This window comes from Gilliamella sp. CG22 (assembly GCF_046635725.1).
In the GTDB taxonomy this organism is placed as follows: Bacteria; Pseudomonadota; Gammaproteobacteria; order Enterobacterales; family Orbaceae; genus Gilliamella; species Gilliamella apicola_I.
This window is the reverse complement of sequence record NZ_JBIDFK010000001.1, coordinates 322,510-348,806: the sequence shown is the minus strand read 5'-3', so window position 1 is coordinate 348,806 and position 26,297 is coordinate 322,510. Positions and strand designations below refer to the sequence as shown.

The window sequence follows — 26,297 nt, the reverse complement described above, 5'->3', positions numbered from 1 at the left end:
AACTAACAGGATTATCATGATGAAAATTGAAAAACTAATCGAACTGGCTAAAACCGCACGTTCTAACGCTTACGTACCTTATTCTAAATTTCAAGTTGGTGCGGTACTCATTACTGAAGATGACGAGGTCATTTTAGGTTGCAATGTTGAAAATGCATCGTACGGATTGGCTAACTGTGCCGAACGAACCGCTATTTTCAAAGCCGTTTCAGAAGGCAAACGCAAATTTAAAAAATTAGTTGTCATTGGCGATACCCACGAACCTATTTCACCCTGTGGAGCCTGTCGCCAAGTAATAAGTGAATTTTGCGCTAAAGATATGCCCGTAATTTTGACAAATATGCAAGGAAAAATACAAGAAACAACCGTTGGTGAGTTATTACCTTGGTCATTTTCACCCAGTGATTTAGACTAGAAACATTCTTATAATAAAAAATTATCACTAAAAATGAGTAAAAATGACAATGTCATGTCGTATTAAATTATACAATTTATGCGCAAAAATGTTGACTGATTTAAACGTCGTTTAACATCAAATAAACAGACCAAGGTAATATTAACCTAATATATTGACATTAAGAGAGAAGATTAATGAGATTTGTAGATATTATTGAAAAAAAACGTGATGGTCATCCACTAACAACTGAAGAAATCCAATTTTTTATTACCAATTATACCAATGGCACTATCCCTGATTATCAAGTGAGTGCTCTATTAATGGCTATCTACTATCAAGGCATGACGTCAAAAGAGTGTGCTGATTTAACCACAGCGATGATGCATTCGGGTGATACTGTCGATCTCTCTTCAATTCAAGGTATCAAAGTTGATAAACATTCCACAGGTGGCGTTGGCGATACGACTACCCTTGTGCTTGCCCCATTAGTGGCAGCCGTTGGTGTACCGGTTGCTAAAATGTCCGGGCGAGGACTTGGTTACACAGGGGGTACCAATGACAAATTTGAGTCAATCCCTGGATTTAAAATGGAATTAGATAAGCAAGAATTTATTGTTCAAGTCAATCAAAAAGGTGTGTCAGTTATTGGACAATCGGGTAATTTAACGCCTGCTGATAAAAAACTTTATTCCCTTCGTGATGTTACCGGTACGGTCAATTCAATTCCACTTATTGCTAGTTCGATTATGAGCAAAAAGTTAGCTGCAGGTGCCGATGCAATTGTTTTAGATGTGAAAACCGGTGATGGCGCACTGATGCGAGAGATGGCAGATTCAGAAAAATTAGCTTATGAAATGGTCAAGATCGGCAATCAAATTGGACGAAGAACCATGGCGATAATTTCGGATATGTCACAACCGCTTGGATTTGCAATTGGTAATGCGCTAGAAGTAAAAGAAGCCATTGATACCTTAAAAGGTCAAGGTCCTTCAGATTTAACAGAATTAGTACTGACATTGGGCAGCCAAATGGTAGTGTTAGCGAATAAAGCGAAAACGCTTGATGAAGCACGAGTAAAACTTCAAGAGGCAATAAACAATGGCAAAGCGATTGAAAAATTCAAAACTTTAATTGAAGCGCAAGGTGGTGATAGCTCAGTGGTTGATCACCCTGAAAAATTAGCAAGTGCCCCTTACCAAATCGCCTTACCAGCACTTAAATCGGGTTATGTTTCTCGTATTGTTGCCGATCAAATCGGAATCGCAGCGATGCAATTAGGTGCAGGACGTGCAACGAAGGACGATATCATCGATCCTGCGGTAGGTATTGTGTTACATAAAAAAGTCGGCGATAAAGTGGAACAAGGCGAAGCTTTACTTACCATCCACGCTAGCACTGACAAACTAGATGCGATCAAACAAAAACTGTATGACAATATCACTATTAGTGATAATGCGCACGTGCCAACATTAATTTATAAGGTCATTACGGAGTAGTGATTGTCTATAAGGAATTAGGAGACACCATGTATTATTTAAATATAACTAAAAAACTATCACTAGCCCTTGCTTTGGGACTATTTTCGGTCAATGCAATAGCAGATGCTATCACGCAACAGCCAATAGCCCATTCTTGGAAAGAGAATCAACCCTATCAATTCACCATTTTACATACAAACGATCATCATGGTCGTTTTTGGCAAAATGAAATTGGTGAATATGGGCTTGCCGCTCAAAAAACGGTGGTAGATGACATCAGAAGAGAAGTTACCGCCAAAGGTGGAACATTATTACTTTTGTCAGGTGGTGATATTAATACAGGTGTGCCCGAATCTGATGTACTTCAAGCTAAACCGGATTTTATTGGCATGAACGAAATAGGCTATGATGCTATGGCTGTTGGTAATCATGAATTTGATCATCCGTTATCTATCATTCGTGAACAGCAACAATTGGCACATTTTCCTTTTTTGTCTGCTAATACTTACTTCAAAGGCACGGATAATCGTGTCTTTGATGCCTATAAAATGTTTGACTTAAATGGTATCCGAGTTGCCGTTTTTGGTCTTACCACTGATGATACCATTTATCTCGCTTCACCCATGAATACGCAAGGTGTTGAGTTTCGCCAAACATTACCTGAAGCACAAAAAGTGATTGCTCAAATTCAACAAAACGAACACCCAGATATGATTATCGCCGTGACCCATATGGGACACTACGAAAATGGTGAACACGGTTCAATGGCGCCGGGTGATGTAGAATTAGCCCGAGGCTTAAAATCGGGCGAATTAAATATGATTGTAGGTGGACATTCTCAAAATCCGGTTTGTATGGCAAGTGCAAATAAACGAGTCACTGAATATGTTCCCGGTACACCCTGCGCACCAGATCAACAAAATGGGACTTGGATAGTACAGGCTCACGAATGGGGAAAATATGTAGGTCGAGCAGATTTTGAATTTCTAAATGGAAAATTGACACTTAAAAATTATCAATTAATTCCTATTAACCTTAAAAAAGAAGTGGATAATGGCAACGACACTAAACGCCTTGAGTTTTACACCACTGAGATCCCTCAAGATCCACAACTATTGCAGATATTGCAACCTTATCAAGAACAAGGCAGAAAAAAACTGTCAATTAAAAGCGGCGAATTGGTCGGTCGACTTGAAGGCGATCGCCATATTGTCCGATATCAGCAAAGTAATTTAGGACAATTATTACTCAGTGCTTTTATTGAAAAGACAGGTGCAGACTTGGGTATCTTATCGGGTGGGATGATTCGAGATTCATTGATTGAAGGCGATATTGCTTATCGAGATATTCTTAAAGTTGAACCTTTTGGCAATAGTGTGGTTTATGTCGAGTTAACCGGACGTGAATTGATTGACTACCTTAACGTTGCATTGAGCAAAAAGCAAGGATCGGGTGGCTTTACTCATCTAAGAAATATTACCTTAACGCGCTCAGGTGAAAATATTGAAAATGTCAAAATCAATCAACAATTCATTGACTTACAAAAGAAGTATCGTCTGGTGACATTGGATTTTTTAGCGATGGGCGGAGACGGCTATCCGATAATCAACACATTACCTACTTATGTGGATACTGGTTATCGTGATGCAGATGTTGTAAAACAGTATTTTGAAACTCATTCGCCAATTAATGCTGCTGATTATGAACCAATACGCATGATTATCGAAAAATAATCATTAGGTTCACCATTTAAATTAAATAAATTTGCTTTTTAGTATCGAGGTTAATATGCACATGACAGAGTTTCAAAGCAGTTGTTATCAAATCGTCACCGATCCTAATTTATCACCCAAACAGAAAGCCAACTTATTGGCATTAGCGGCAGAAAATAATCTGCCTTATGTTGAGCTTGATAATGAAACCCGAAAAGCGTTAGACGAAAATGTTATTTGTGATATGTTTGAGGGTCATGCGCCTTATAAGCCTCGATATGTATTACCTGATTATGCTAAATTTCTTAAACAAGGCTCTGAGTGGTTAGAACTTGACCCCGCCAAAACGTTTGATGATGCCTTAAATATGCTGACTATTGCTTATCATCATGTACCATCCGTTACCGGCATGCCTGTTTATCTGGGTTGTTTAGATCAAATATTGTTACCCTATGTTGGGGATCTCACTGAAGATGAACTTTATCAACGATTAAGACATTTTTGGATAATGTTAGATCGTAATTTACCTGATGCTTTTATGCATGCCAACATTGGACCAACTGATAATGTTATTTGTCGTCTGATTTTACGTGTGGACAAAGAACTCAAACAAGTTGCACCAAATTTAACCTTTATCTATGATGAAAACATCACACCAGAAACCTTACTATCCGTTGCAATAGGCAATATTTGCGAAACGGCTAAACCTCACATCGCCAATAATCAGATGATTCAAAAAGATTTTGATGAAAAAGGCTATGGCGTTGTCAGCTGTTATAACTCCTTACCTATCGCTGGTGGTGGCAGTACCCTATCAAGAATCAACTTAAAAGAAGTGGCAAAGCGCAGCCAACATATTGATGATTTTCTGCAAAATACGTTACCCTATTACTGCCAACTACAATTAAATTTAATCAAAGCCCGTTCAGCCTTTTTGTACGAAAAATCAAACTTTTTTCAAAATAGTTTTTTAGTAAAAGAAGGGTTAATTGATGCCAACCGATTTGCACCCATGTTTGGTATTTATGCTATGGCTGAAGCGATTAATATATTACAAGAAAAATCGAACTTAGCGGGTCGCTATGGTGTCGATGAAGATGCTAATGAACTGGCTACCACCATTTCTAAACAATTAGCCGACTTTATTAATCATCATAAAATTAACCATGCTTGGCAAGGTAAAGCTATGTTACATGCTCAATCTGGCATCAGTACGGATAGAGGCACTACACCGGGCTTACGAATTCCTTATGGTCACGAGCCGGATCCTGTTACCCATATTATGGCACTGTTTAAACATCACCATTATTATACATCAGGCATTAGTGATATTTTAACGATTGATGAAACCATTAAAAATAATCCTTCCGCTTTACTGCAAATTTGTAAAGCGGCATTTCAATTTGGCTTCCGAGAGTTTACCGCCAATATTAGTGGTAATGATCTGGTACGAGTAACGGGCTACATGGTGAGATTATCAGATATCAAAAAATATAAAGAAGAAGGTTCACGGATTAATACCACATTTTTAGGTAGTGAAGCCGCACAAGATACCGTTAATAATAGCTATTTATGCCGTACACCACGGGTGATCAGTCATGAACAAGTCATGGGCAATCGTTAATAAACTTTTACCCTTTTCTTGCGTTGATGGGCCGGGAAACCGATTAGTTATATTTTTACAAGGCTGTAATTTTAAATGCTTAAATTGCCACAATCCTTATACCATTTCACTATGTCAGGATTGTGGTGACTGTGTCGCCACATGTCCACATCAGGCGTTAACATTTAGTCATCATCAAGTTATTTGGCAGACATCAACTTGCCAGCAATGTGATACTTGCCTTCAGACTTGCCAATATCACTCAACACCAATGACTTACCGATATAGTGTTGAGGATATATTAAACATCATTCGCAAATACCTTCCCTTTTTAAATGGTATTACGCTCAGTGGCGGGGAAGCGACCATTCAATTACCTTTTATTGAAAAACTGTTTCATGCCATTAAACATGCCGATGACTTAAAACATTTAACCTGTTTTATTGATAGCAATGGTTATTTATCTCAAACGGGTTGGCAAAAAGTAGTGAATGTCATGGATGGTGCGATGATTGATCTTAAAGCTTGGGATACCCAAGTTCATAAAAAGTTAACCGGCAGAGATAATCATCGAGTCATAAAAACAATAGAATATCTTTCCAAGATCCATAAATTACACGAAGTCAGATTCTTGATCATCCCAACTCATACGGATCTTCAAAATAAGGCAGAACAAATCGCGCACTTTTTATTGGCGTTGGATCCGAGTATCAGAGTGAGAATCAATGCTTTTCACCACCATGGTGTCCAAGGAGTAGCCAAAACATGGGAACCAGCATCAAAACAACATGTCGAAAATTTTGCTACTGAGTTAAAACAATTTGGGCTGAAAAATATTATTTTGCCCACTGTTTACTTATCATGATAATTAAATAGTTTTGATTAATGTGAAAATAGCCAGAATATCTGAATCGTGACGAGTTAATTAAAAGACCGATATAATGATCATTATCTTTATGATTGTGAAATTTTTACAATAAAAATGAGCAGGTTTTTAGATCTGCTCATTTAGTGGAAACCCAAAATTAAATTTAAAGATATTATCTTATTACTTTAACTGCGCTTTTTGAAAAAGCAGATAATTTTATATATTCTCTAATATTTAACACATAAGGTATATGCTATATCTGGTTCAACAATAACGTTACCTTCTACAATCCCTACACTGTAGTATCGATTATTTCCATATATATCTTTTACTGATGATTGTTCACTGGTGAAATAGAAATCATAATAGATGAAATTTTTCAAATTTGACAAACCATTTAACATATCTCGACCAATAATATCTAAAGGTGCATAGAAGTAGACTTTACCCCATTCTGGTGTTAATCCTTCACCAATTGCTCTTTTGTACCCATTATCTTTTACATAATAGTTATCATTAGTGGTTGGCGTGTAAGCTAAAGACGAGTTTGTAATCTCAGCTCGTGTTGGCAATCTATCATTATTGTTTTGACATAATCTATTTGAATTTTGCCAATTACCCGGAAGGTTATTTAAGAAATATAACCAATGTTTTATAGAAAAAGTATAATAAAACTGTGCTAGCGTTCGATTATTCGTCACTAATATGACAAATTTATCACCTTGACCAGGTACATTGTCAGTAAATTTAAATTCACTTTTAGAATCAGCATTTGAATCACGAGCAGTATTAACCAATGAATTATTTGGATTTTTGACCAAGGTATAACTATAATCAGATATTGGATTGACAGGTACAATTCTGAAACGAGCTTCCGGAAAAGCATAAGTTGGGAAATAATTACCATTTTGATCTTTTGCAGTGGCCTTAAAGCCTTGATGAATAGTAAATTGATCGCTGTTATAAGAAGGATTAACATCTATTGTATCAGCACCATAAGGCGCATAGTTCCCACCTTCATCCCAACCATTGTGAGTAATCAAAGCCAGTATACCGGGTCTGATAAAACAGATACCGTCATCAGCACTTACTTCAAATGTTTTTGATACTTCTCTTGGTTCTGAAGTATCAGGCTCACCGTACTGAGTTTTAGCAATAAATTGAATCGTCACTTTTACCGATGATTTTGCATTAGCCGTAGATGAATTACACACATCACTACCCAAAAATGCTGTAGAATCAGAAGGAATAACATTATTGTTCTGGTCGCGCCACTCAGCATTAATCGATTGAATGATAAAACTATCGCTGGTAGCTAATTTATCACCATCCACATCATTGATATCACTTTCATTTAAACTTGAAGTATCAACAGCAAATGAATACAGACTAGGTGAAGTATTGTAGGCAACAGAAATCTTATTGGCAGGCCCCGGCGAAACAATTGCCGGATCAAGACCATCAATGTTTAATTTGAATTGAATTCCGTTTAAGACTTTGGTGTCAGCGGTTTCAAGAATATCTGGTGGATTACCGTGAATATATTCCACAGTGGTCGTAGAAACAGATAATCCTGCTAAAGCAATGCGACAAAAAAGCCCAAAAATAGCAATAACGGCAATATTCAATATAAATTGCATCAAATAAAGTTTTTTGGAAACAAACATATCACTATTCATGCTAATTCCTCTACCCATAAGCTTGTCTATAAGTTGAAACAAAGTTATTGATTTGAAGTTTTAGTGAACGACAAATTTATCAAAACATTGATAAAATTGTTACCGATTACATTTTAAATTTATTATAAAATTGCATACACGCTAAAAACTATTCGAAAGTTGTAAAATTGCATTCATATAAAGATCTATTTTGTTGAATAAATTGAAAAAATGGACTATATCGTTCTAAAAACAGTGCAATATTCTAGTATTGTTAACTAGTCTTTTTAAGAATATTAAATTAAGGAGTGCTATATAATAGATCAGGTTAAAACAGTTTAATTGCACTAACCATTTGATTAATTACAGATAACTGATTGTGCAAGACTACAAATAACTGAATCAATTGTGTATAGTATATAATAATATGAGTAATATGGAATAACTAAATATTGATTTATCATTATTTAATAGCTTTCAGATGAATATTGGATGGAAAAATACACAAGCTAAATAAGTTAACCTAACTGATTTTATTTTTAACCATTGTATTTATTATTAGTAATTTTATTAAAATGTTATGAAATAAACATTAAACAAAAAGAAGGCGTTAGCCTCCTTTTCGTTTTATGGAACACATATTAACGCCGCTATTTTCCCTTTTTAAAAGCTGCGGCAAAAGCATTACCCATTGCACTATTGGTCATAGGCGTTGACTGTGTATTTTTAGCCGTGCTGGTTGATTTGTTAATTCTTGATTTAGCACCTTCAGAGTTTGGCGTTGTTGGATCATCAAGTCGCATCGATAAAGCAATACGTTTGCGCGCAATATCGACTTCCATCACTTTAACTTTGACAATATCACCGGCTTTAACTACGCTTCGAGGATCTTCAACAAACTTATCAGATAAGGCTGATATATGCACTAACCCATCTTGATGTACACCAATGTCAACAAATGCACCAAAGTTAGTCACATTTGTTACCGCACCTTCCATGACCATGCCCACTTTCAAATCGTCCATGGTTTCGATATTATCGGCAAATTGAGCTGTTTTAAATTCAGGCCGTGGATCGCGTCCGGGTTTATCAAGTTCTTTGATAATATCGGTCACGGTTGGCACACCAAAATGGTCATCAACATAATCAACTGCTTTGAGTGAGTTTAAATATTTCGAGTCACCTAAAATCTCTTTTAATGATTTATGATTTTTATCTAAAATGCGTTCCACAACCGGATAAGCTTCGGGGTGAACAGCAGATGCATCAAGTGGATTGTCTCCATCCATAATACGCAAAAATCCAGCGCATTGTTCATAGGCTTTAGGCCCAAGGCGTGAAACTTTTAATAACTGTTTACGATTAGAAAATTGTCCATTTTCATTACGCCAATTGACAATATTTTGTGCAATAACTTTATTCAGTCCCGCTATGCGAGCTAACAGCATCATCGAAGCCGTATTTAAATTTACGCCAACGGCATTTACGCCATCTTCCACAACAGCATCCAGTTTTTTAGCGAGCTGAGTTTGGCTAACATCATGTTGATACTGACCAACACCAATTGATTTTGGATCAATTTTTACCAGTTCGGCTAGTGGATCTTGTAGTCGGCGAGCTATCGATACCGCACCACGTATTGATACATCCAAATCAGGAAATTCTTGAGCGGCTAGCTCAGATGCGGAATAGACCGATGCTCCTGCTTCACTTACAATGACTTTTTGACCTTTGACTTCAGGATATTTTTTTTGTACATCGAGATAAAAACGTTCGGTTTCACGCGATGCCGTGCCATTACCAATCGCCACTAATTCAACTTGGTATTTAATGCATAGCGCCGCAACAATCATTGCAGCTTTATCCGCTTGCCCAGTATGCGGATAAATTGTTTCAGTTGCGACTAATTTACCCGTTGCGTCAACAACAGCAATTTTTACGCCTGTTCGTAATCCTGGATCCATTCCCATGGTAACTTTCATCCCTGCCGGCGCAGCCATTAACATATCATGCAAATTAGCGGCAAACACATTGATCGCTTCTTCCTCAGCCTGCTCACGTAAAGTGGTCATCAGTTCGGTTTCCATGTGCATTAAAATCTTAATTCGCCATGTCCAATTAATAACTGCTTTACGCCATTTATCTGCAGGTTGATCATTAAAATGAATCCCTAAATGCTCAGTAATAATTTGCTCGCAATAGCTCTCTTTTGGCGTTTCTTCAAATTGCGGATCGGCGTTAAGTGAAAGTTGTAAAAAGCCTTCATTTCGTCCTCTGAACATCGCTAAAGCACGATGAGAAGGCACTTTTGAAATCAGTTCGCTTTGCGCAAAATAATCACGAAATTTTGCTCCTTCTTCTTCTTTACCTGCAACCACTTGCGAAACTAAATGCGCATTATTCCATAGATAATGGCGCACCTTAGCCAGTAATGCCGCATCTTCGGCAAATCGTTCCATTAAGATGTATCGTGCCCCATCCAATGCAGATTTGGTATCGACGATTCCTTTTTCAGAATTGAAGAATTTTTCCGCTTCGCTATCAGGATCAAGTGATGGATTATTCCATAACGCATCGGCCAATGGTTCAAGTCCTGCTTCAATAGCAATTTGTCCCCGTGTACGGCGTTTAGGTTTATAGGGTAGATAGAGATCTTCAAGTTCAGTTTTACTAAGTGTTTGGGTAATTTTTTGACTCAGTTCTGGGGTGAGTTTTCCTTGTTCCTCAATTGACTTTAATATCGTTTGTTTACGATCTTCAAGTTCTCGCAGATAACCTAACCGACTATCTAAAGTACGTAGTTGGGTATCATCTAACCCACCGGTCACTTCTTTACGATAACGCGCAATAAAAGGAACAGTGCTTCCTTCATCTAATAATTGAATAGCAGCTAAAACTTGTTCTGGTTTTACTGTCAATTCACCCGCTATAATATGGCTTATTTGATTATTTATCATGATATCTCTGTATATCTCGTCGATTAACGGAATGTAAACTTATTATGCAAAAAGCTAATTATATAACAAGAGAGGGCTACTTGGCACTCGATCGTGAATTGAAATATTTATGGAAAGAAAAAAGACCCCGTGTTACTCAAGCTGTATCTGATGCGGCAGCCCTTGGCGATCGGAGTGAAAATGCAGAATATATTTATGGAAAACGACGATTGCGTGAAATTGACAGACGAGTACGATTTTTAACAAAACGCCTAGAAATATTAACCATTATCGATCCTGATCCAAGGCAAGAAGGCAAAGTATTTTTTGGTGCTTGGGTTAAACTAGAAGATGAATCCGGTCACGTACAAATTTACCGCATTGTGGGAGCCGATGAATTTGATCCTAAAAAAAATTGGATTTCTATTAATAGTCCTGTTGCCAGAGCGTTAATTGGTCATAAAGTTGACGATGAAATATCAGTAATGACACCTAGTGGTAAAACTTATTTTTTTATCCTTGAAATTAGCTATACTCCAATTACATAACATTTTAACAAATTAATCATTAAGGAATTAGGGGGTTGGTATGAAAAGAAGAAAAATTTTGTTTTTTCAATGCATATTTTTTTTAATAATATTACTAATAATAATTTTTTATTATTTTTTTCAACTCAATAATAGAACATCCTCAGTACCATATACTGAATTAACCTTAAAATTTGATCCAGTCGAATTTGGCAAATTAGATGCTTTCTTTAAGAGACTTAATCAAGATGGATTCAATCAAGATGAACGACTCTATTTTGAACGATCCGGCTCGGTTCGCTTCTCTGATTGTAATTCGAATCAATATTATCAATTTAATGGATCTGGTATAAAATGGTACGGTTTTAAAAGTAATACCCGTATTTACAATAAATATTATCCTTCTTTTTCTGTTTTGATATTAACATTTGATTCTACGATTGAAGCTGAAAAATATAAGAAAATAATTGAAAAATCAGAGCTTCAATTAAATCCTGGTTACCACTGCGGAGTAAATAAAGGTCCTCATGCTATCATAACTAAAGGACATTTCGTTTATTACATTTCTTCTGCTAATATTTTCCTAGACTATGTAGTAAAATATGCTAAAGTTCTACAAGATCTGCCTATGTAGCCAATCGATTATTTATAGGCGTATTATCTAGAGCCTATAAATTACGATGAATTCAGTTTACAATTAAGATCATTTTTACTCATCACTTTATTTATTATGAGCGCTGTCAGTCAACTATTTATCTATCCGATTAAATCGCTTGCAGGTATTCCCCTAAATACGTCGAATGTTGTTGAAGGGGGATTCAAATATGATCGTGTATTGATGATTAGTGAACCTGACGGAACATTTATCACCGCAAGACAATTTCCTGAGCTTTTAAAACTAAAAACAGCTATAGTTAACAACAGTATTGTTGTTTCAACGTCAAATAACGAATCAATAGCAATTCAATTTGATGAATTTATTGAAACTAATGAACCAACCGAAGTTTGGGGTAACCATTTTACGTCTCATATTGCACCAATCAGACTAAACCAATTTTTTAGTCACATTCTTCAAAAAAATGTGCAACTGCGTTGGATTGGCACTAATTTGACAAGACGAACAAAACGATATCCTCAAACACCGGTAAGCTTTGCAGATGGCTATCCTTATCTACTATTGAATGAAGCATCATTCAATTATTTACAACAAAGATGCTTGGAAAAGCTCGATATTCAGCAGTTTCGAAGCAATATCATCATTCAAGGTGCGCTTCCTTTTGCCGAAGATGGCTGGAAAACAATCAAAATTGGCGATGTCATTTTTGATATCGTTAAACCGTGTAGTCGCTGTGTACTTACCACTTTTAATATTAATACAGCAAAGCCTTTAGCAAATAATGAACCACTCAATACGCTCCGCTATTTTCGGACTGATGAGCAAGGGGAAATAGATTTTGGAATGAATATGATAGCTCGCAATGTCGGATCAATATCAATTGACGATCCTGTTGAGATACTTGAAAGGCAACCGACCAAAAAGTATTTAAAATCTTTTCCCGAAAATAATCAGTTTAACCACGAACAGTGTAATATTACTTTTGAGAACAAGACAATCAAAGGAAATCAACAACAGACTATTTTAGAACAACTGGAACAACATAATATTACTCTCCCTTATTCATGCAGAGTTGGAATTTGTGGTAAATGTGCAGTGGTATTAAAACAAGGAAAAGTGAATCCTCTTACTCAATCAGCAATAAAACGCGATCAACGTATTTTAGCTTGTAGTTGTATACCTGAGGGTGATATCAAAATTGAATTAATAAAAAAACCTTAATGAGCATTGGTTATAGAATCCTGGTTTATCAATAATAAATCGTTAATTATTGATTAAAATGGTTGATTGACACTTAATAAATTATTACCCCGCTATGATGATAAGTTAGCCTGCCAATCAATACGCGAATAATGTTATGTGGCTTCATTTTAAAACCGTTGATGCTAAATGCTATCCTTTAAAGTCATTTGTATTCAGTTTTAAAGCGTTCAACTGAGACACCGTAACGAAATGCCGTTTAAGTCATCGATTAAACAGGTCAATACATTGCCTGCTTCACAACCTGTTGTGAATAACAAAATCAAAATATAGCAGGTTTAAATCGAAATTAAGTCTTACTGACAAGACAATAGTCGGATTAGAATGGTATTGTTTACGAAATAGCTTCTAACTTAAGGTCTATCAACGAACTCTCATCCATGACATTTTTTTGGATTGGCGCCAGTCGATCATTCATCACTTTAATTGCTTCGGAAAAATAAAATGTTTTATTCATTGCCACAAATGTAGGTTGAGCAATAATACACAGTGAAGCATTTTCACCCGCTTCAACGACTAATAAAAAAACCCGTTGATCACCTTCTTGCATGCTGACTTCAACAATGTCCGCTAATTTAGGACGATATAGCTTAGGTTGTTGGCAAAAATACCAACTTTTTGGCATTTGAGGTTTAATAAAATTAGCCGCAACAATGGCATTAATGGATAATTCAATCTTTTGCGAGTCAGTTAATGCCAATATTTGACAACTATCATAAAATTGATAATAGGATGTTGCATCACTCACTGAAAATGGAAATTCCCTAAAAACATCAGGAATTAACATTTTACTGGAATAACATGAACGAAATAACATATCGTTTGATACTTCAAGCATCAAACTATCATATTGATTATCAAAATACCAACGCCAACAATCAGTTGGTCGAAAAGCAATTTTCATTGATATGTTATCCCTCCATAAAATTAAAAAATTACATAAAAGATAACATAATTTAGGTAAAAAATAAATAAAAAAGTAAAATAAAATTTATTTAATTATATAATTTTTAAAAATTTTAGTGATCCATTATCAAGATCAAAACGATCTAAGTTAGATCCTTTTGATCCCATTTGCGATCCTTTAAGATCACATCAAATTTAATACTAAAATTTAACTTTAACAAACCAGCCATTTTTTCTAACATTTATCCATAAAAAAAGGTGCAATTAAGCACCTTTTTACGACCAAGCCAATTTGGCTAATTGATTGATTAACTGGCAACATTGATACGTTTCATATCCGTCATATAGCTTCTTAATTTACGGCCAATAATTTCAATTGGGTGATGACGAATTTCATCATTTACATCACGTAATTGCGCATTATCAACGCTACCTTCTGGGATCGCTTTACCAAGATCGCCCGATTGTAACATTGGCATAAATTTTTCTTTTAATAATGGGATCGCTGCATTAGCGAAAAGATAATTACCATATTCAGCAGTATCAGATATCACCACATTCATTTCGTATAAACGCTTACGGGCAATCGTATTGGCAATTAAAGGAAGTTCATGTAAGGATTCATAATAAGCTGATTCTGGTAAAATACCTGACTCAAGCATGGTTTCAAAAGCAAGTTCAACCCCAGCTTTTACCATAGCGACCATGACTACACCCTGATCAAAGTAGGCTTGTTCATCAATTTTACCTTGGTATTCAGCGGCTTTTTCAAAGGCTGTTTCACCGGTTTCTTTACGCCATTTTAATAAGTTAGCATCATCATTTGCCCAGTCTTTCATCATGGTTGCTGAAAATTCACCCGAAATAATATCATCCATATGTTTACGATAAAGATCAGTCATGATCACTTTTAATTCTTTAGCTAATGCATTAGCGCGTAACTTAGCCGGATTCGACAAGCGATCCATCATTAAGGTAATACCACCTTGTTTCAATGCTTCGGTAATGGTTTCCCAACCAAATTGTAATAATTTACATGCATAAGCCGGATCCACACCGTCTGCCACAAGTTTATCAAAACAAAGTAATGACCCTGTTTGCAACATACCGCAAAGGATCGTTTGTTCTCCCATAAGATCAGATTTAACTTCAGCAACAAATGAAGACTGTAAAACACCAGCACGATGTCCACCGGTAGCCGCCGCCCATGCTTTGGCGATAGCTAAACCTTCACCTTTAGGATCGTTTTCAGGGTGAACGGCGATCAGAGTCGGAACACCAAATCCTCGTTTATACTCTTCACGTACCTCTGTTCCTGGACACTTTGGCGCAACCATGACAACCGTGATATCAGGACGAATTTTTTCGCCAACTTCAACAATATTAAAACCATGAGAATAACCTAAAGCGGCTCCCTGTTTCATCAATGGTTGTACTGCTTTTACTACCGCTGAGTGTTGTTTGTCAGGTGTTAAATTAATCACTAAATCAGCTGTAAGAATTAACTCTTCATAACTGCCTACTTTAAATCCATTTTCAGTTGCTTTTTTCCATGAAGGACGCTTTTCTGCAATCGCTTCTTTACGTAAAGCATAGGCAATATCAAGTCCTGAATCCCGCATATTTAAACCTTGATTCAGACCTTGCGCACCACATCCTACTATTACAATTTTTTTGCCTTTTAAAAAATCGGCTTCTGATGCAAATTCATCACGAGCCATAAAACGGCATTGTCCAAGTTGGTGTAATTTTTCACGTAAATTTAGAGTATTAAAATAGTTTGACATTAGGATCTCCATTAATTTATTTGTCATAATCGAATTGTCCAACACTATAACTGAATTTAATTATTGCGAAAATTGATATATTTAAAAAATCATATTGCATAAAATGCAATATACTTGCTAAATGTAATGCTTTCTTTTACTCTAAGCCACTATTTAATTATTGATAAATTATTCAATATGGATACACGATATAAGCAAGCAAATAAAGAAGCTAAGCTTTCACTGTTATTAACAATTATTTATCTTCTTGGCTGGATTGTTTGTGCTTACGGCGCTGGCGATAGAACTGGCTTTTTGGGGCTTCCATTATGGTTTGAATTATCCTGCATTATGGTACCTGTCGGGTTTATTTTATTATGCTGGATCGTTGTAAAATTTCATTTCAAAAACATCTCATTAGAACAAACTAAGTGATCAAACAATGCATTTAGATATTATATTACCGCTAGTCATCTATCTTATTTTTGTGTTTGCCTTATCTATCTATGCTTATGTTAAACGCAAAAAAGTCAATCAATTTACTGATTACTTTATTGGTAATCGAACAATGGGGGGATTTTTGCTCGCCATGACACTGGCGGCAACTTACATCAGTGCCAGTTCGTTTATAGGGGGTCCCGGTGCTGCTTATAAATACGGACTAGGCTGGGTATTGTTGTCTATGATTCAAGTCCCTACTGTTTTGCTATCTCTGGGAATTTTGGGCAAAAAATTTGCCATTCTAGCGCGCAAGTATAATGCTATTACGCTAAGTGATATGCTCTATGCTCATTATAAAAGTAAAACCATTGTCTGGTTTGCCAGTATTGCTTTAGTCGTCGCCTTTGTCGGTGCAATGACTGTCCAGTTTGTCGGTGGTGCCCGATTATTAGAATCTTCAGTAGGCATACCTTATAAAGTCGGTCTACTTATTTTCGGTATTGGTACGGTGATATATACTGCATTTGGTGGATTTCGAGCAAGTATCTTAAACGATGCTTTCCAAGGTTTAGTGATGATCATTGGCTCAATTTTACTTTTAACCGCCATTATTTATGCTGGTGGTGGATTAACGGCTATTATTGAGCGTTTAAAAGAAATTGATCCTGCATTATTAACCCCACAAGGCCCTGGCAATTTTATGGACTTTCCATTTATGGCATCATTCTGGATTTTAGTCTGTTTTGGTGTGGTTGGTTTACCGCATACAGCAGTACGTTGTATGGCGTATAAAGACAGTAAAGCGGTACATCGGGGCATCATTATCGGTACGATTGTTGTTACAGTTATTATGTTAACCATGCACCTTTCTGGTGCACTTGGGCGAGCAATTATTGATGATTTAACCATTCCCGATCAAATTGTCCCAACTTTAATTATTAAAGTGATGTCGCCACTCGCAGCAGGCATCTTTTTGGCTGCTCCTCTGGCTGCGATTATGTCAACCATTAACGCACAACTGTTACAAGTCTCTTCAGTGATTATAAAAGATCTGTTTTTAAGCATAAAACCTGAAACAAAATGCAGTGACAAAACCTTAACGCGAATATCAGTTATCATTACCTTTATTTTTGGCGCACTGCTCATTTTAGCAGCTTGGAATCCACCGGATATGATAATTTGGTTAAATTTACTTGCTTTTGGTGGGCTGGAAGCGGTATTTTTATGGCCTTTGGTACTTGGCTTATATTGGAAGAAAGCTAATGCAACTGGCGCATTATGTTCAATGTTTGCTGGAGCCATTAGTTATACCTTTTTAGCCGCTTATAACATTAAAATTTGTTCTTTCCATCCAATTGTTCCTTCATTAATTATTGGATTGGTTGTTTTTATCATCGCCAATATATTTGGTAACTTAAGGAAAAATTATGCCTTGGATTCAACTCAAAATTAACACAACAAGTGATCTTGCTGAACCAATAAGTGAGCTTTTGGAAGAATCAGGGGCGTTATCTGTCACATTTCAAGATACCTATGATACGCCTGTGTATGAACCCTTACCCGGTGAAACAAAACTTTGGGGTAATACAGATGTAATTGGGCTTTACGATGCTCAAACTGATTTAGATGAATTGAAAGCAATATTAAATCTTGATCAATATTCTTATAAATTCGAACAATTAGAGGATAAAGATTGGGAACGCGAGTGGATGGACAATTTTCATCCTATGCAATTTGGTCAACGCTTATGGATTTGTCCAAGTTGGCGCCCAGTCCCTGATCCTAATGCGATCAATGTTATGTTAGATCCAGGTTTAGCTTTTGGAACAGGTACCCACCCTACCACTGCGTTATGTCTTAAATGGCTTGATAGCTTAGACTTAAAAGATAAATTAGTGATTGATTACGGTTGTGGTTCGGGAATTCTCGCCATTGCTGCACTAAAACTAGGAGCAAAACGTGTCATCGGCATTGACATTGATCCTCAAGCTATTCAAGCCAGTCGAGATAATGCAGAACGTAACAATGTAAGTCATGACATTGAACTTTATTTAACTGAAGATATTCCTGATAATTTACAAGCTGATGTTTTAGTCGCCAACATTTTGGCTGGACCACTAAAAGAACTTGAACCTAATATCAATAGTCTGATTAAACCAGCGGGATTACTTGGATTATCGGGTATTTTGACTTCTCAATCTCAAAGCGTCTGTACCGCTTACCAACCCCATTTTGATCTTGATCCCGTCGCTGAGCAAGAAGAATGGTGTCGAATTACTGGCAAAAAAAAGTAAAAAAATGACATTACCCCCTTTTAAGTTCGAGAAAAAATGCGTAATATAGCCGACCTTAAATTACTAAGCATTGGTAAGGTCACATTAAGAAATAATTTAATCGCCGCACCAATGGCAGGAATTAGTGACAGACCATTTCGAAATTTATGCTACCAGTTTGGTGCTGGTCTGACTATTTCAGAGATGTTTTTAGCTAATTCAGATGTTTGGCAAACAGATAAATCTGCTTTAAGAATGGTCTCAACGCAAGATTTGGGCATTCGCGCAGTACAAATAGTGGGTGCCGATCCTGACGAAATGGCTAAAGCGGCAGAATTTAATGCCAAACATGGGGCTGAGTTAATTGACATTAACATGGGATGCCCTGCAAAAAAGGTTAATAAAAAATTGGCAGGTTCTGCTTTAATGCAGTACCCGCAATTAATTGAACAGATTTTGCAAAAAGTTGTTGGTGCCGTTGATGTGCCAGTAACATTAAAAATGCGGACTGGATGGGATAAAAATCATAGAAATTGCATTGAAATCGCACAAATTGCGCAGGATTGTGGCGTAAAGGCGATTACTATTCACGGGCGCACCCGTGAATGTCTATTTAAGGGTGTAGCTGAATATGAATCAATTAAAGCAGTGAAAAAAAAGGTATCCATTCCAGTCATTGCTAATGGTGATATTTGCACCCCTGAACAGGCAAAAGATGTTTTTCAATATACGCAAGCTGATGCTATAATGATCGGCCGAGCGGCACAAGGGCGACCTTGGATATTTGAAGAAATTGCATTCTATTTAACACATGGAAAGTTACAAAAAGAAAAGACAGTTGATGAAGTTGAACAAATCGTTTTTACGCACCTTGAAGAACTTTATCAATTTTACGGAGAATACAAAGGATTACGGATTGCCAGAAAGCATGTAAATTGGTATACCAAGAATTATGCTGATAGCGATCATTTTAGGCGCTTATTTAGTGTACTTAGCACCACCAGTGAGCAAGCTAGAACACTAAAAGCATTTTTTAGTCAAATTAGAAACAACAAAAAGAGTTAAGAATACTATGTCAGAACAACGCGTTACAGCTGCAGCACTAAAATTTACAACTGTAAACTCTCAAGACCAAATAACACAAAAACCTTTGCGAGATTCTGTCAAGCAAGCTTTAAAAAACTATTTATCACAACTTAATGGTGAAGATCCTAATGATCTATATGAATTAGTGTTAGCTGAAGTTGAACACCCATTCCTTGATATGGTTATGCAATATACACGTGGTAATCAAACTCGAGCGGCTAATATGCTCGGTATTAACCGTGGTACACTACGTAAAAAATTAAAACAATATGGAATGAGCTAATCGAACTGATATTGATAAGTTTATTTCATACAAAAAAAGCACCTGTTTATTAGGTGCTTTTTTGTTTTTATAACAATAAAAAATCACACGGATTAAAAATCAATACACATATTGATAATGAATTTTAAACAAATGTTTGTTAAAATACGCTGATTTTTAAATTATCTAATCTGGAGAATTCTATGGCAGGTCATAGTAAGTGGGCCAATACCAAACATCGTAAAGCGGCGCAAGATGCTAAACGCGGTAAAATTTTTACTAAAATTATTCGAGAACTTGTAACGGCAGCCAAACTAGGTGGTGGCGATCCAGCGTCAAATCCTCGTTTACGTGCAGCAATGGATAAAGCACTATCAAATAATATGACACGCGATACCATGAATCGTGCTATTGCGCGTGGTGTAGGTGGTGAAGATGATAGTGATATGGAAACCATCATCTATGAAGGTTATGGCCCTGCAGGTACTGCCGTCATGGTTGAATGCCTAAGTGATAACCGTAATCGTACAGTATCAGAAGTACGTCATGCTTTCACCAAAACTGGGGGTAATTTAGGTACTGACGGTTCTGTATCCTATTTGTTTACCAAAAAAGGCGTTATTTCTTATCCTACAGGTACAGATGAAGACAAAGTAATGGATGCAGCTTTAGAAGCTGGAGCTGATGATGTTGTCACTTATGATGATGGTGCAATTGATGTCTTTACCACACCAGAATCATTTGGCGAAGTAAAAGATGCACTTGATGCAGCAGGTTTAGTTGCTGAATCAGCTGAAGTATCAATGATTCCTGCGACCAAAGTTGATCTTGATATTGATTCTGCACCAAAATTATTACGTTTGATCGACATGCTTGAAGATTGTGATGATGTTCAAGAAGTATACCATAATGGTGAAGTTTCGGACGAAGTTGCTGCCGCTCTTTAATGTCTATCATTCTTGGCATAGATCCTGGTTCTCGTTTGACGGGTTACGGTGTAATTCGTCAAACAGGACGACAATTAACCTATCTTGGTAGTGGTTGTATTCGTACAGCCGTCGATGATTTACCAACTCGATTAAAACGCATTTATGCAGGTGTTAGCGAAATCATCTTACAATTCCAACCGGATATGTTCGCTATCGAACAAGTCTTTATGGCACGTAATGCCGATTCAGCATTAAAGTTAGGGCAAGCGAGAGGCTCAGCTATTGTTGCTGCGGTCAACAACGATTTACCTGTTTTTGAATATGCGGCTCGTTTAGTAAAACAAAGTGTAGTAGGCACAGGGGCAGCCGATAAAAAGCAAGTCCAACACATGGTCAAACTCTTGTTAAAATTACCCGCCAGTCCACAAGCCGATGCCGCTGACGCATTAGCTATCGCAATTACTCATGCCCATATGAGTCGACATCTAGTCAAATCTATTAAATAATCTTAATTAGACGATATTACCCTTGCAAAATAGCGCGATCAGCTAACTTAAATAATAACTGATGCATCTAAATATCAATAGTAAACCGACAATGTTATTTAATCATTGAATCAATTTTTTACCTTGTTATTTACTATGAGATCATATTTTGATAATGATAAGATTAAAAACTCAACAAAAAGCACGATTTTATCGTGCTTTTTGTTGGTTATCTTATTAATAAGATTTCGACTTTTTTTAGCACATCCTAGCTGGTGCTAAGATATGCTTTTCAATTTTCCAAGTCACTATTTTTGGTCAGTGTTGTGCGAAAAATTACGTGGTAAAACGACCTTATTTTTATGTTTAGTAAACATTTTAGTAATAAATAAGAAGAATAATGGTACATAGAATATCGCTAAGAATGTTGCTGTTAACATACCACCAATTACCCCTGTACCTACCGCGTTTTGGCTTGCTGAACCTGCACCACTATTTAATGCTAAAGGTAACACCCCTAAAATAAAGGCGAACGATGTCATTAAAATTGGGCGTAAACGTAATCGACAAGCTTCAAGTGTTGCATCAATCAGCGATTTACCTTCTTTTTCTAAAGCATCTTTTGCAAATTCAACAATTAATATCGCATTTTTCGCAGACAGTCCCATTGTGGTTAATAGACCGACAATAAAGTAAATATCATTATCAAGTCCTCTAAACATTGTTGCAACCACCGTTCCTAAAATACCAAGTGGAATCACAAATAGTATTGAAATTGGTACACTCCAACTTTCGTACAATGCAGCTAATGCCAAGAACACGACAATAATAGAGATTATATAAAGTGTTGTTGTTTGCGATCCTGTTTGACGTTCTTGATAAGAAATATCTGTCCAGTCAAACGTAAAGCCTTTTGGTAAGTCTTTTGATAGCTGTTCCATTATTGCCATAGCTTGACCAGAACTTAAGCCCGGCGCAGCAGATCCACTAATTCCCATTGCAGCAACACCATCATAACGAACAAGTGATGGTGAACCATAGCTTTTTGAAGTAGTCGCAAATGCATCATAAGGAACCATTTGACCTTTTTGATTTTTTACATGCCAATAACTAAAATCATCAGGCAACATTCGATAAGCCGCTTCAGATTGAAGGTACACTTTTTTGACTCGGTTATTATAGACAAAGTCATCGATATAAGCAGAACCTAATGCGGTAGATAATACTGTATTGACGCTACTGACAGAAACACCAAGCGCTTGAGCTGTTTCGAAATCCACATTAATTTTATACTGAGGAACATCTAACATACTGCCCGGACGCACTTGTTGAAGTTCTGGTCTTTTCGATGCTTGTCCTAAGATTTGATAAAAAGCACCCATTAAAGCTTCATGCCCTTGTCCTGAAGTGTCTTTTAGCATATAGGAGAAACCATTAGCCATCCCTAAAGACGGAACCGCTGGTAAGTTAGCAATAATCACTCGACCTTCAGTTATGGTAGATGCAAAGCCCCAACCACTGCCAACTAAAGCATCCACTTTTTGATCAGGGCGTTTACGCTCATCCCAATCTTTTAACCGAACAAATCCAAGTCCCATATTTTGTCCACGACCTACCATACTAAACCCTGCAACAGTAAAGACTTCTTTAACAGAATCAGCTTTCTTTTCCATATAAAACTGAGTTGTCTTATTCAATACTGACATGGTTTGTTCTAATGTTGATCCGGGTGGTAATTCGACCATGACAATCAATACCCCCTGATCTTCATTAGGTAAAAACCCTGTTGGTAAGCGGTTAAATCCAAATATTAATCCAACAATGATAACGATATAACAAGCAAAGGCAATTAATGGATAACGTATTACTTTAATTACGCCTTTCTCATAAGTATGCAGTCCTTTGTTATAAAATTTATTAAACGCGCCAAAGAATAGTTTGGTTCCTTTATCACACCAGCTAAATGGTGGAATCGCGAGTAATTTTTCCCCAAACGTTGATTTTTTGTTTTTACTTTTTGATGGTGCTTTTAAAATCTGAGCACAAAGTGCAGGCGTTAAAACGATTGCCATAATCACAGACAATGACATCGAGGTAACAATGGTAATTGAGAATTGACGATAAATTCCCCCTGCTGCACCACCATAAAATGCCATAGGTACAAATACAGCAGATAATACAACGGCAATACCAATTAAAGCAGAGGTTATCTGTTCCATTGATTTAACCGTTGCATCATACGGCGACAATCCTTCATCATGCATGATACGCTCAACGTTTTCGATAACGACGATAGCATCATCGACCAGTAACCCGATAGCTAACACCATAGCAAACATCGACAACGTATTTATGGTAAATCCACAAATATATAAGATTGCAAACGTTCCTAACAATACAACCGGAACGGTAATGGTTGGTATGAGAGTTGAGCGAAGATTTTGCAAAAATATATACATGACGATAACAACTAACACAATTGCTTCAATCAGAGTATGCACAACATTACTGATAGATAATTTAACAAATGGTGTTGTATCGTATGGATAGGCAAATTTAATATCTTCTGGGAAGATTGCCGATAATTCTTCGATTTTCTTATCAACCAATTCAGAGGTATCTAATTGGTTTGCGCCTGTTGCCAGATAAATAGCTAAACCAGCCGATGCTTTACCGTCATAGCGAGAGATAAAATTATAATCAGATGCACCAATTTCAACGTTAGCAACATCTTTTAATAAAATATTAGAACCGTCGGTATTGACCCGAACTAAAATATTTTGAAATTGTTCCGGTGTTTTTAAACGAGATTGAGCCGTTATCGTTGCATTAAGTTCCTGACCTTCAGTTGAAGGTAATGCACCCAATTGCCCTGCAGTTACTTGAGCGTTTTGAGCTTGAATTGCCGCAATAATTTCTTCAATTGACATGTTGAAATAATTGAGTTTATTTGGGTCAAGCCAAATACGCATTGCATATTCAGAGCCAAATAAAGTGGTATCACCAACACCTTGAACACGACGGATCGGATCTTGCACAGTCGAATAAATAAAGTCAGCAATATCTGCTTGAGTCTTTTGGGGGTTCGTTGAGTAAAAACCAATAACTTTTAAGAAGTTAGTATTATTTTTAGCAACTGAAACACCATTTTTTTGAACACTTTCAGGTAAACGAGACTTAATACTTTCAACTTTATTTAACACTTGCACTTGCGCAAAATCAGGATTCGTTCCCGGCGCAAACGTCAACGTAGTTTGAACAACACCTTGCGCACTACTGGTTGATTTCATATAGATTAAATTATCTATCCCAGTCAGATTTTGTTCGATTAACTGTGTAACGGTGTTTTCAATAGTTTGTGCATCTGCACCAGGATAAGCCGCTGAAACAGTAACAGCAGGAGGAGCAATATCGGGGTATTGTTCAACTGCTAGCAGTTTTATACATAGTGCCCCGCCTAGCATCATCATGATAGCTATTACCCATGCAAAAACGGGTCTATCAATAAAAAACTTAGCCATAATTAAATCTACCCCTGTTTTATTTCACGCTGTTTTTGATAATATTATCTAACTGTTCTTGAGTAAGAGTAGCTGGTTCACCAACAATTTGGCCTGTCATTGGTTTACCCATTTCAACTGCCGTTAAATTAAGTAAACCCGTCGTGATAACTTGTTCACCAATATCAATACCTTTCGTCACTACCCAATAACCATTGATACCAGTATAAACTTGAATATCTTGACGATATTCAATCGTATTATCTGGTTTAAGGATTTTTGCTGTATATTGGCCTTTACCATTACTCGTAATACCTTGTTGAGGAACGAGTTTTGCATTTTTAATATAGCCTAAAGTCAATTGAGGTTTGACAAACATACCGGGCAAAATTTTGCCATCTTGATTTGGAAATTCAGATCTGAGGGTAACGGTACCTGTCGTTTCATTCACCGTCATATCAGAAAATTTGATACTCCCTGCTACGTCATATTTCGAACCGTCATTAAAATAAAGTTCAACATTATTTCCTTTCGCTGGTTCAAAAATCACGTTTTGATCTTGATTATATTTATTGTAACGCGTTGCTGCTTCTGTCATATCAACATAAATAGGATCAAGTTTTTGAACTAAAGCTAACGCTGTTGCTTGACCTGCTGAAACTAATGCACCTTCAGTGACACTTGATTTACCAATATAGCCATCAATAGGGGAATAGACTTTAGTATAATCTAAATTAACTTTAGCGGTATGTTCAGCTGCTTGAGCAACAAGTACACTAGCTTCTGCCTGCTGAGCATCTGCCGCCGCTTTATCATAATCTTGCTGACTAATGGATTTGGTTTTTAATAAACCGGCATAACGTTTTAAAGTCAGCTGGGCAATACTAGCATTGGCTTTAGCACTTGCTACACTTGCAACAGCACTGTCATAGTTAGCTTGATAGATAGCAGGATCGATTTGATAAAGTGATTGCCCTGCTTTTACATTTGAGCTTTCTTCAAATTCTCGTTTTAAAACGATGCCACTTACTTGAGGTCTAATTTCAGCAATTTGCGAAGCGACAACTCGACCGGGTAAACCAATCTTTAAAGTGTAATTCAATGGCTCTACTTTAAACACCGTAACTTTTGGTATCTGATTATTACCGCCTTGTGATTTGTTATCATCGCAGCTTGACAGTAAAAATAAGCTGGTGAGCGCTACCGGAATGGTGAGTAATAGCTTGTTAAATCTCATATAAAATTGACCTCAATCAACAAAATTGTTATTTTTAATAATTATAAATCTTATTTAAAAGTAACCGATGATTTTACAAAAAATATGCATAAATTGTAAGTATCTTTACAGGTTAATAGCACAGAGTTCTAAAAATTAAAATCTAACATTATTAATAAAAAAATATATACCGATAATTATGATTATTGGCAGAAATAAAGTAATATATGCTTATTGATTTTTAGTGCGAAAGAATTAGGCTTGATAAGATGACACAATCAAAGGCATTTATGTACTGACAATCAATTGAATTTTTTTAATTTGCAAAGAAAAAGTAATTATTTTACATTGTGGTACTCCGTAATCACTTCATTCGAT

General features: G+C 36.5%; 20 protein-coding genes and 1 pseudogene. 15 read left to right on the top strand and 6 right to left on the bottom strand.

Going from position 1 to position 26,297, the window contains the following annotated elements; all coding sequences use genetic code 11:
- Positions 1 to 19 precede the first annotated feature (19 nt).
- The 5 genes from ACGH46_RS01560 (at position 20) to ACGH46_RS01540 (ending at position 6,055) form a co-directional block, all read left to right on the top strand.
- The gene (locus ACGH46_RS01560; RefSeq protein ID WP_267351102.1) at positions 20 to 415 is read left to right on the top strand and encodes a cytidine deaminase; all 396 of its coding nucleotides are present in this window, start codon (positions 20 to 22) and stop codon (positions 413 to 415) included.
- Between the two features lie 176 nt (positions 416 to 591).
- Positions 592 to 1,893, top strand: a complete 1,302-nt coding sequence (locus tag ACGH46_RS01555) for a pyrimidine-nucleoside phosphorylase (RefSeq protein ID WP_411603671.1) — start codon at positions 592 to 594, stop codon at positions 1,891 to 1,893.
- 29 nt (positions 1,894 to 1,922) lie between these two features.
- Positions 1,923 to 3,608 (top strand): bifunctional UDP-sugar hydrolase/5'-nucleotidase UshA, encoded by a 1,686-nt coding sequence (ushA, locus tag ACGH46_RS01550; protein ID WP_411603669.1) that lies wholly within the window; start codon positions 1,923 to 1,925, stop codon positions 3,606 to 3,608.
- Between the two features lie 55 nt (positions 3,609 to 3,663).
- Entirely contained in the window at positions 3,664 to 5,211 is a 1,548-nt protein-coding gene (locus ACGH46_RS01545; RefSeq protein ID WP_411603666.1) for a YjjI family glycine radical enzyme, read from the top strand.
- Complete coding sequence (locus tag ACGH46_RS01540) at positions 5,186 to 6,055, top strand: YjjW family glycine radical enzyme activase (protein ID WP_411603664.1); 870 nt, start codon at positions 5,186 to 5,188, stop codon at positions 6,053 to 6,055. Before ACGH46_RS01545 ends, ACGH46_RS01540 begins: the two co-directional genes overlap by 26 nt.
- 230 nt (positions 6,056 to 6,285) lie before the next feature.
- On the opposite strand, the gene ACGH46_RS01535 is transcribed toward ACGH46_RS01540, so the two are convergent.
- Both ACGH46_RS01535 and ACGH46_RS01530 read right to left on the bottom strand, forming a co-directional pair.
- A complete protein-coding gene (locus ACGH46_RS01535; protein WP_411603661.1) occupies positions 6,286 to 7,737 on the bottom strand; it encodes a hypothetical protein in 1,452 nt (483 codons plus the stop codon).
- Positions 7,738 to 8,500: 763 nt separating this feature from the next.
- Positions 8,501 to 10,673: pseudogene (locus tag ACGH46_RS01530) on the bottom strand (Tex family protein); the annotation flags it as partial.
- 44 nt (positions 10,674 to 10,717) lie between these two features.
- On the opposite strand from ACGH46_RS01530, the gene greB reads away from it, so the two are divergent.
- The 3 genes from greB (at position 10,718) to ACGH46_RS01515 (ending at position 13,016) form a co-directional block, all read left to right on the top strand.
- Positions 10,718 to 11,200 carry a transcription elongation factor GreB gene (gene greB / locus ACGH46_RS01525; RefSeq protein ID WP_411603659.1) on the top strand — a complete coding sequence of 161 codons (483 nt, stop codon included), beginning with the start codon at positions 10,718 to 10,720 and terminating at the stop codon, positions 11,198 to 11,200.
- 40 nt (positions 11,201 to 11,240) lie between these two features.
- Entirely contained in the window at positions 11,241 to 11,813 is a 573-nt protein-coding gene (locus ACGH46_RS01520; protein WP_411603656.1) for a hypothetical protein, read from the top strand.
- 96 nt (positions 11,814 to 11,909) lie between these two features.
- A complete protein-coding gene (locus tag ACGH46_RS01515) occupies positions 11,910 to 13,016 on the top strand; it encodes a YcbX family protein (protein ID WP_411603654.1) in 1,107 nt (368 codons plus the stop codon).
- A gap of 373 nt (positions 13,017 to 13,389) precedes the next feature.
- On the opposite strand, the gene ACGH46_RS01510 is transcribed toward ACGH46_RS01515, so the two are convergent.
- Entirely contained in the window at positions 13,390 to 13,959 is a 570-nt protein-coding gene (locus ACGH46_RS01510; protein ID WP_267351085.1) for a cell division protein ZapC, read from the bottom strand.
- 310 nt (positions 13,960 to 14,269) lie between these two features.
- Positions 14,270 to 15,748 carry a ketol-acid reductoisomerase gene (ilvC, locus tag ACGH46_RS01505; RefSeq protein ID WP_411603651.1) on the bottom strand — a complete coding sequence of 493 codons (1,479 nt, stop codon included), beginning with the start codon at positions 15,746 to 15,748 and terminating at the stop codon, positions 14,270 to 14,272.
- 177 nt (positions 15,749 to 15,925) lie between these two features.
- Here ilvC and ACGH46_RS01500 point away from each other — a divergent pair, with 177 nt between their 5' ends.
- From ACGH46_RS01500 to ruvC, 7 genes are all read left to right on the top strand, one after another.
- A complete protein-coding gene (locus ACGH46_RS01500) occupies positions 15,926 to 16,162 on the top strand; it encodes a YhdT family protein (protein ID WP_267379389.1) in 237 nt (78 codons plus the stop codon).
- A 7-nt stretch (positions 16,163 to 16,169) separates the two neighbouring features.
- A complete protein-coding gene (panF, locus tag ACGH46_RS01495) occupies positions 16,170 to 17,621 on the top strand; it encodes a sodium/pantothenate symporter (RefSeq protein WP_411603648.1) in 1,452 nt (483 codons plus the stop codon).
- Complete coding sequence (prmA, locus tag ACGH46_RS01490; protein WP_267351078.1) at positions 17,596 to 18,462, top strand: 50S ribosomal protein L11 methyltransferase; 867 nt, start codon at positions 17,596 to 17,598, stop codon at positions 18,460 to 18,462. Before panF ends, prmA begins: the two co-directional genes overlap by 26 nt.
- A gap of 36 nt (positions 18,463 to 18,498) precedes the next feature.
- Positions 18,499 to 19,506 (top strand): tRNA dihydrouridine synthase DusB, encoded by a 1,008-nt coding sequence (gene dusB / locus ACGH46_RS01485; protein WP_267351076.1) that lies wholly within the window; start codon positions 18,499 to 18,501, stop codon positions 19,504 to 19,506.
- A 7-nt stretch (positions 19,507 to 19,513) separates the two neighbouring features.
- Positions 19,514 to 19,810: a DNA-binding transcriptional regulator Fis gene (fis, locus tag ACGH46_RS01480; RefSeq protein ID WP_025315996.1), complete on the top strand. Its 297-nt coding sequence runs from the start codon at positions 19,514 to 19,516 to the stop codon at positions 19,808 to 19,810.
- Positions 19,811 to 19,992: 182 nt separating this feature from the next.
- A complete protein-coding gene (locus ACGH46_RS01475) occupies positions 19,993 to 20,736 on the top strand; it encodes a YebC/PmpR family DNA-binding transcriptional regulator (RefSeq protein ID WP_065557873.1) in 744 nt (247 codons plus the stop codon).
- Positions 20,736 to 21,224: a crossover junction endodeoxyribonuclease RuvC gene (ruvC, locus tag ACGH46_RS01470; protein ID WP_065557872.1), complete on the top strand. Its 489-nt coding sequence runs from the start codon at positions 20,736 to 20,738 to the stop codon at positions 21,222 to 21,224. Before ACGH46_RS01475 ends, ruvC begins: the two co-directional genes overlap by 1 nt.
- A 287-nt stretch (positions 21,225 to 21,511) precedes the next feature.
- Here the strand turns inward: ruvC and ACGH46_RS01465 are convergent, their stop codons facing one another.
- Complete coding sequence (locus tag ACGH46_RS01465; protein ID WP_411603645.1) at positions 21,512 to 24,724, bottom strand: efflux RND transporter permease subunit; 3,213 nt, start codon at positions 24,722 to 24,724, stop codon at positions 21,512 to 21,514.
- A 19-nt stretch (positions 24,725 to 24,743) separates the two neighbouring features.
- A complete protein-coding gene (locus ACGH46_RS01460; protein WP_267351066.1) occupies positions 24,744 to 25,940 on the bottom strand; it encodes an efflux RND transporter periplasmic adaptor subunit in 1,197 nt (398 codons plus the stop codon).
- Between the last annotated feature and the right edge of the window lie 357 nt (positions 25,941 to 26,297).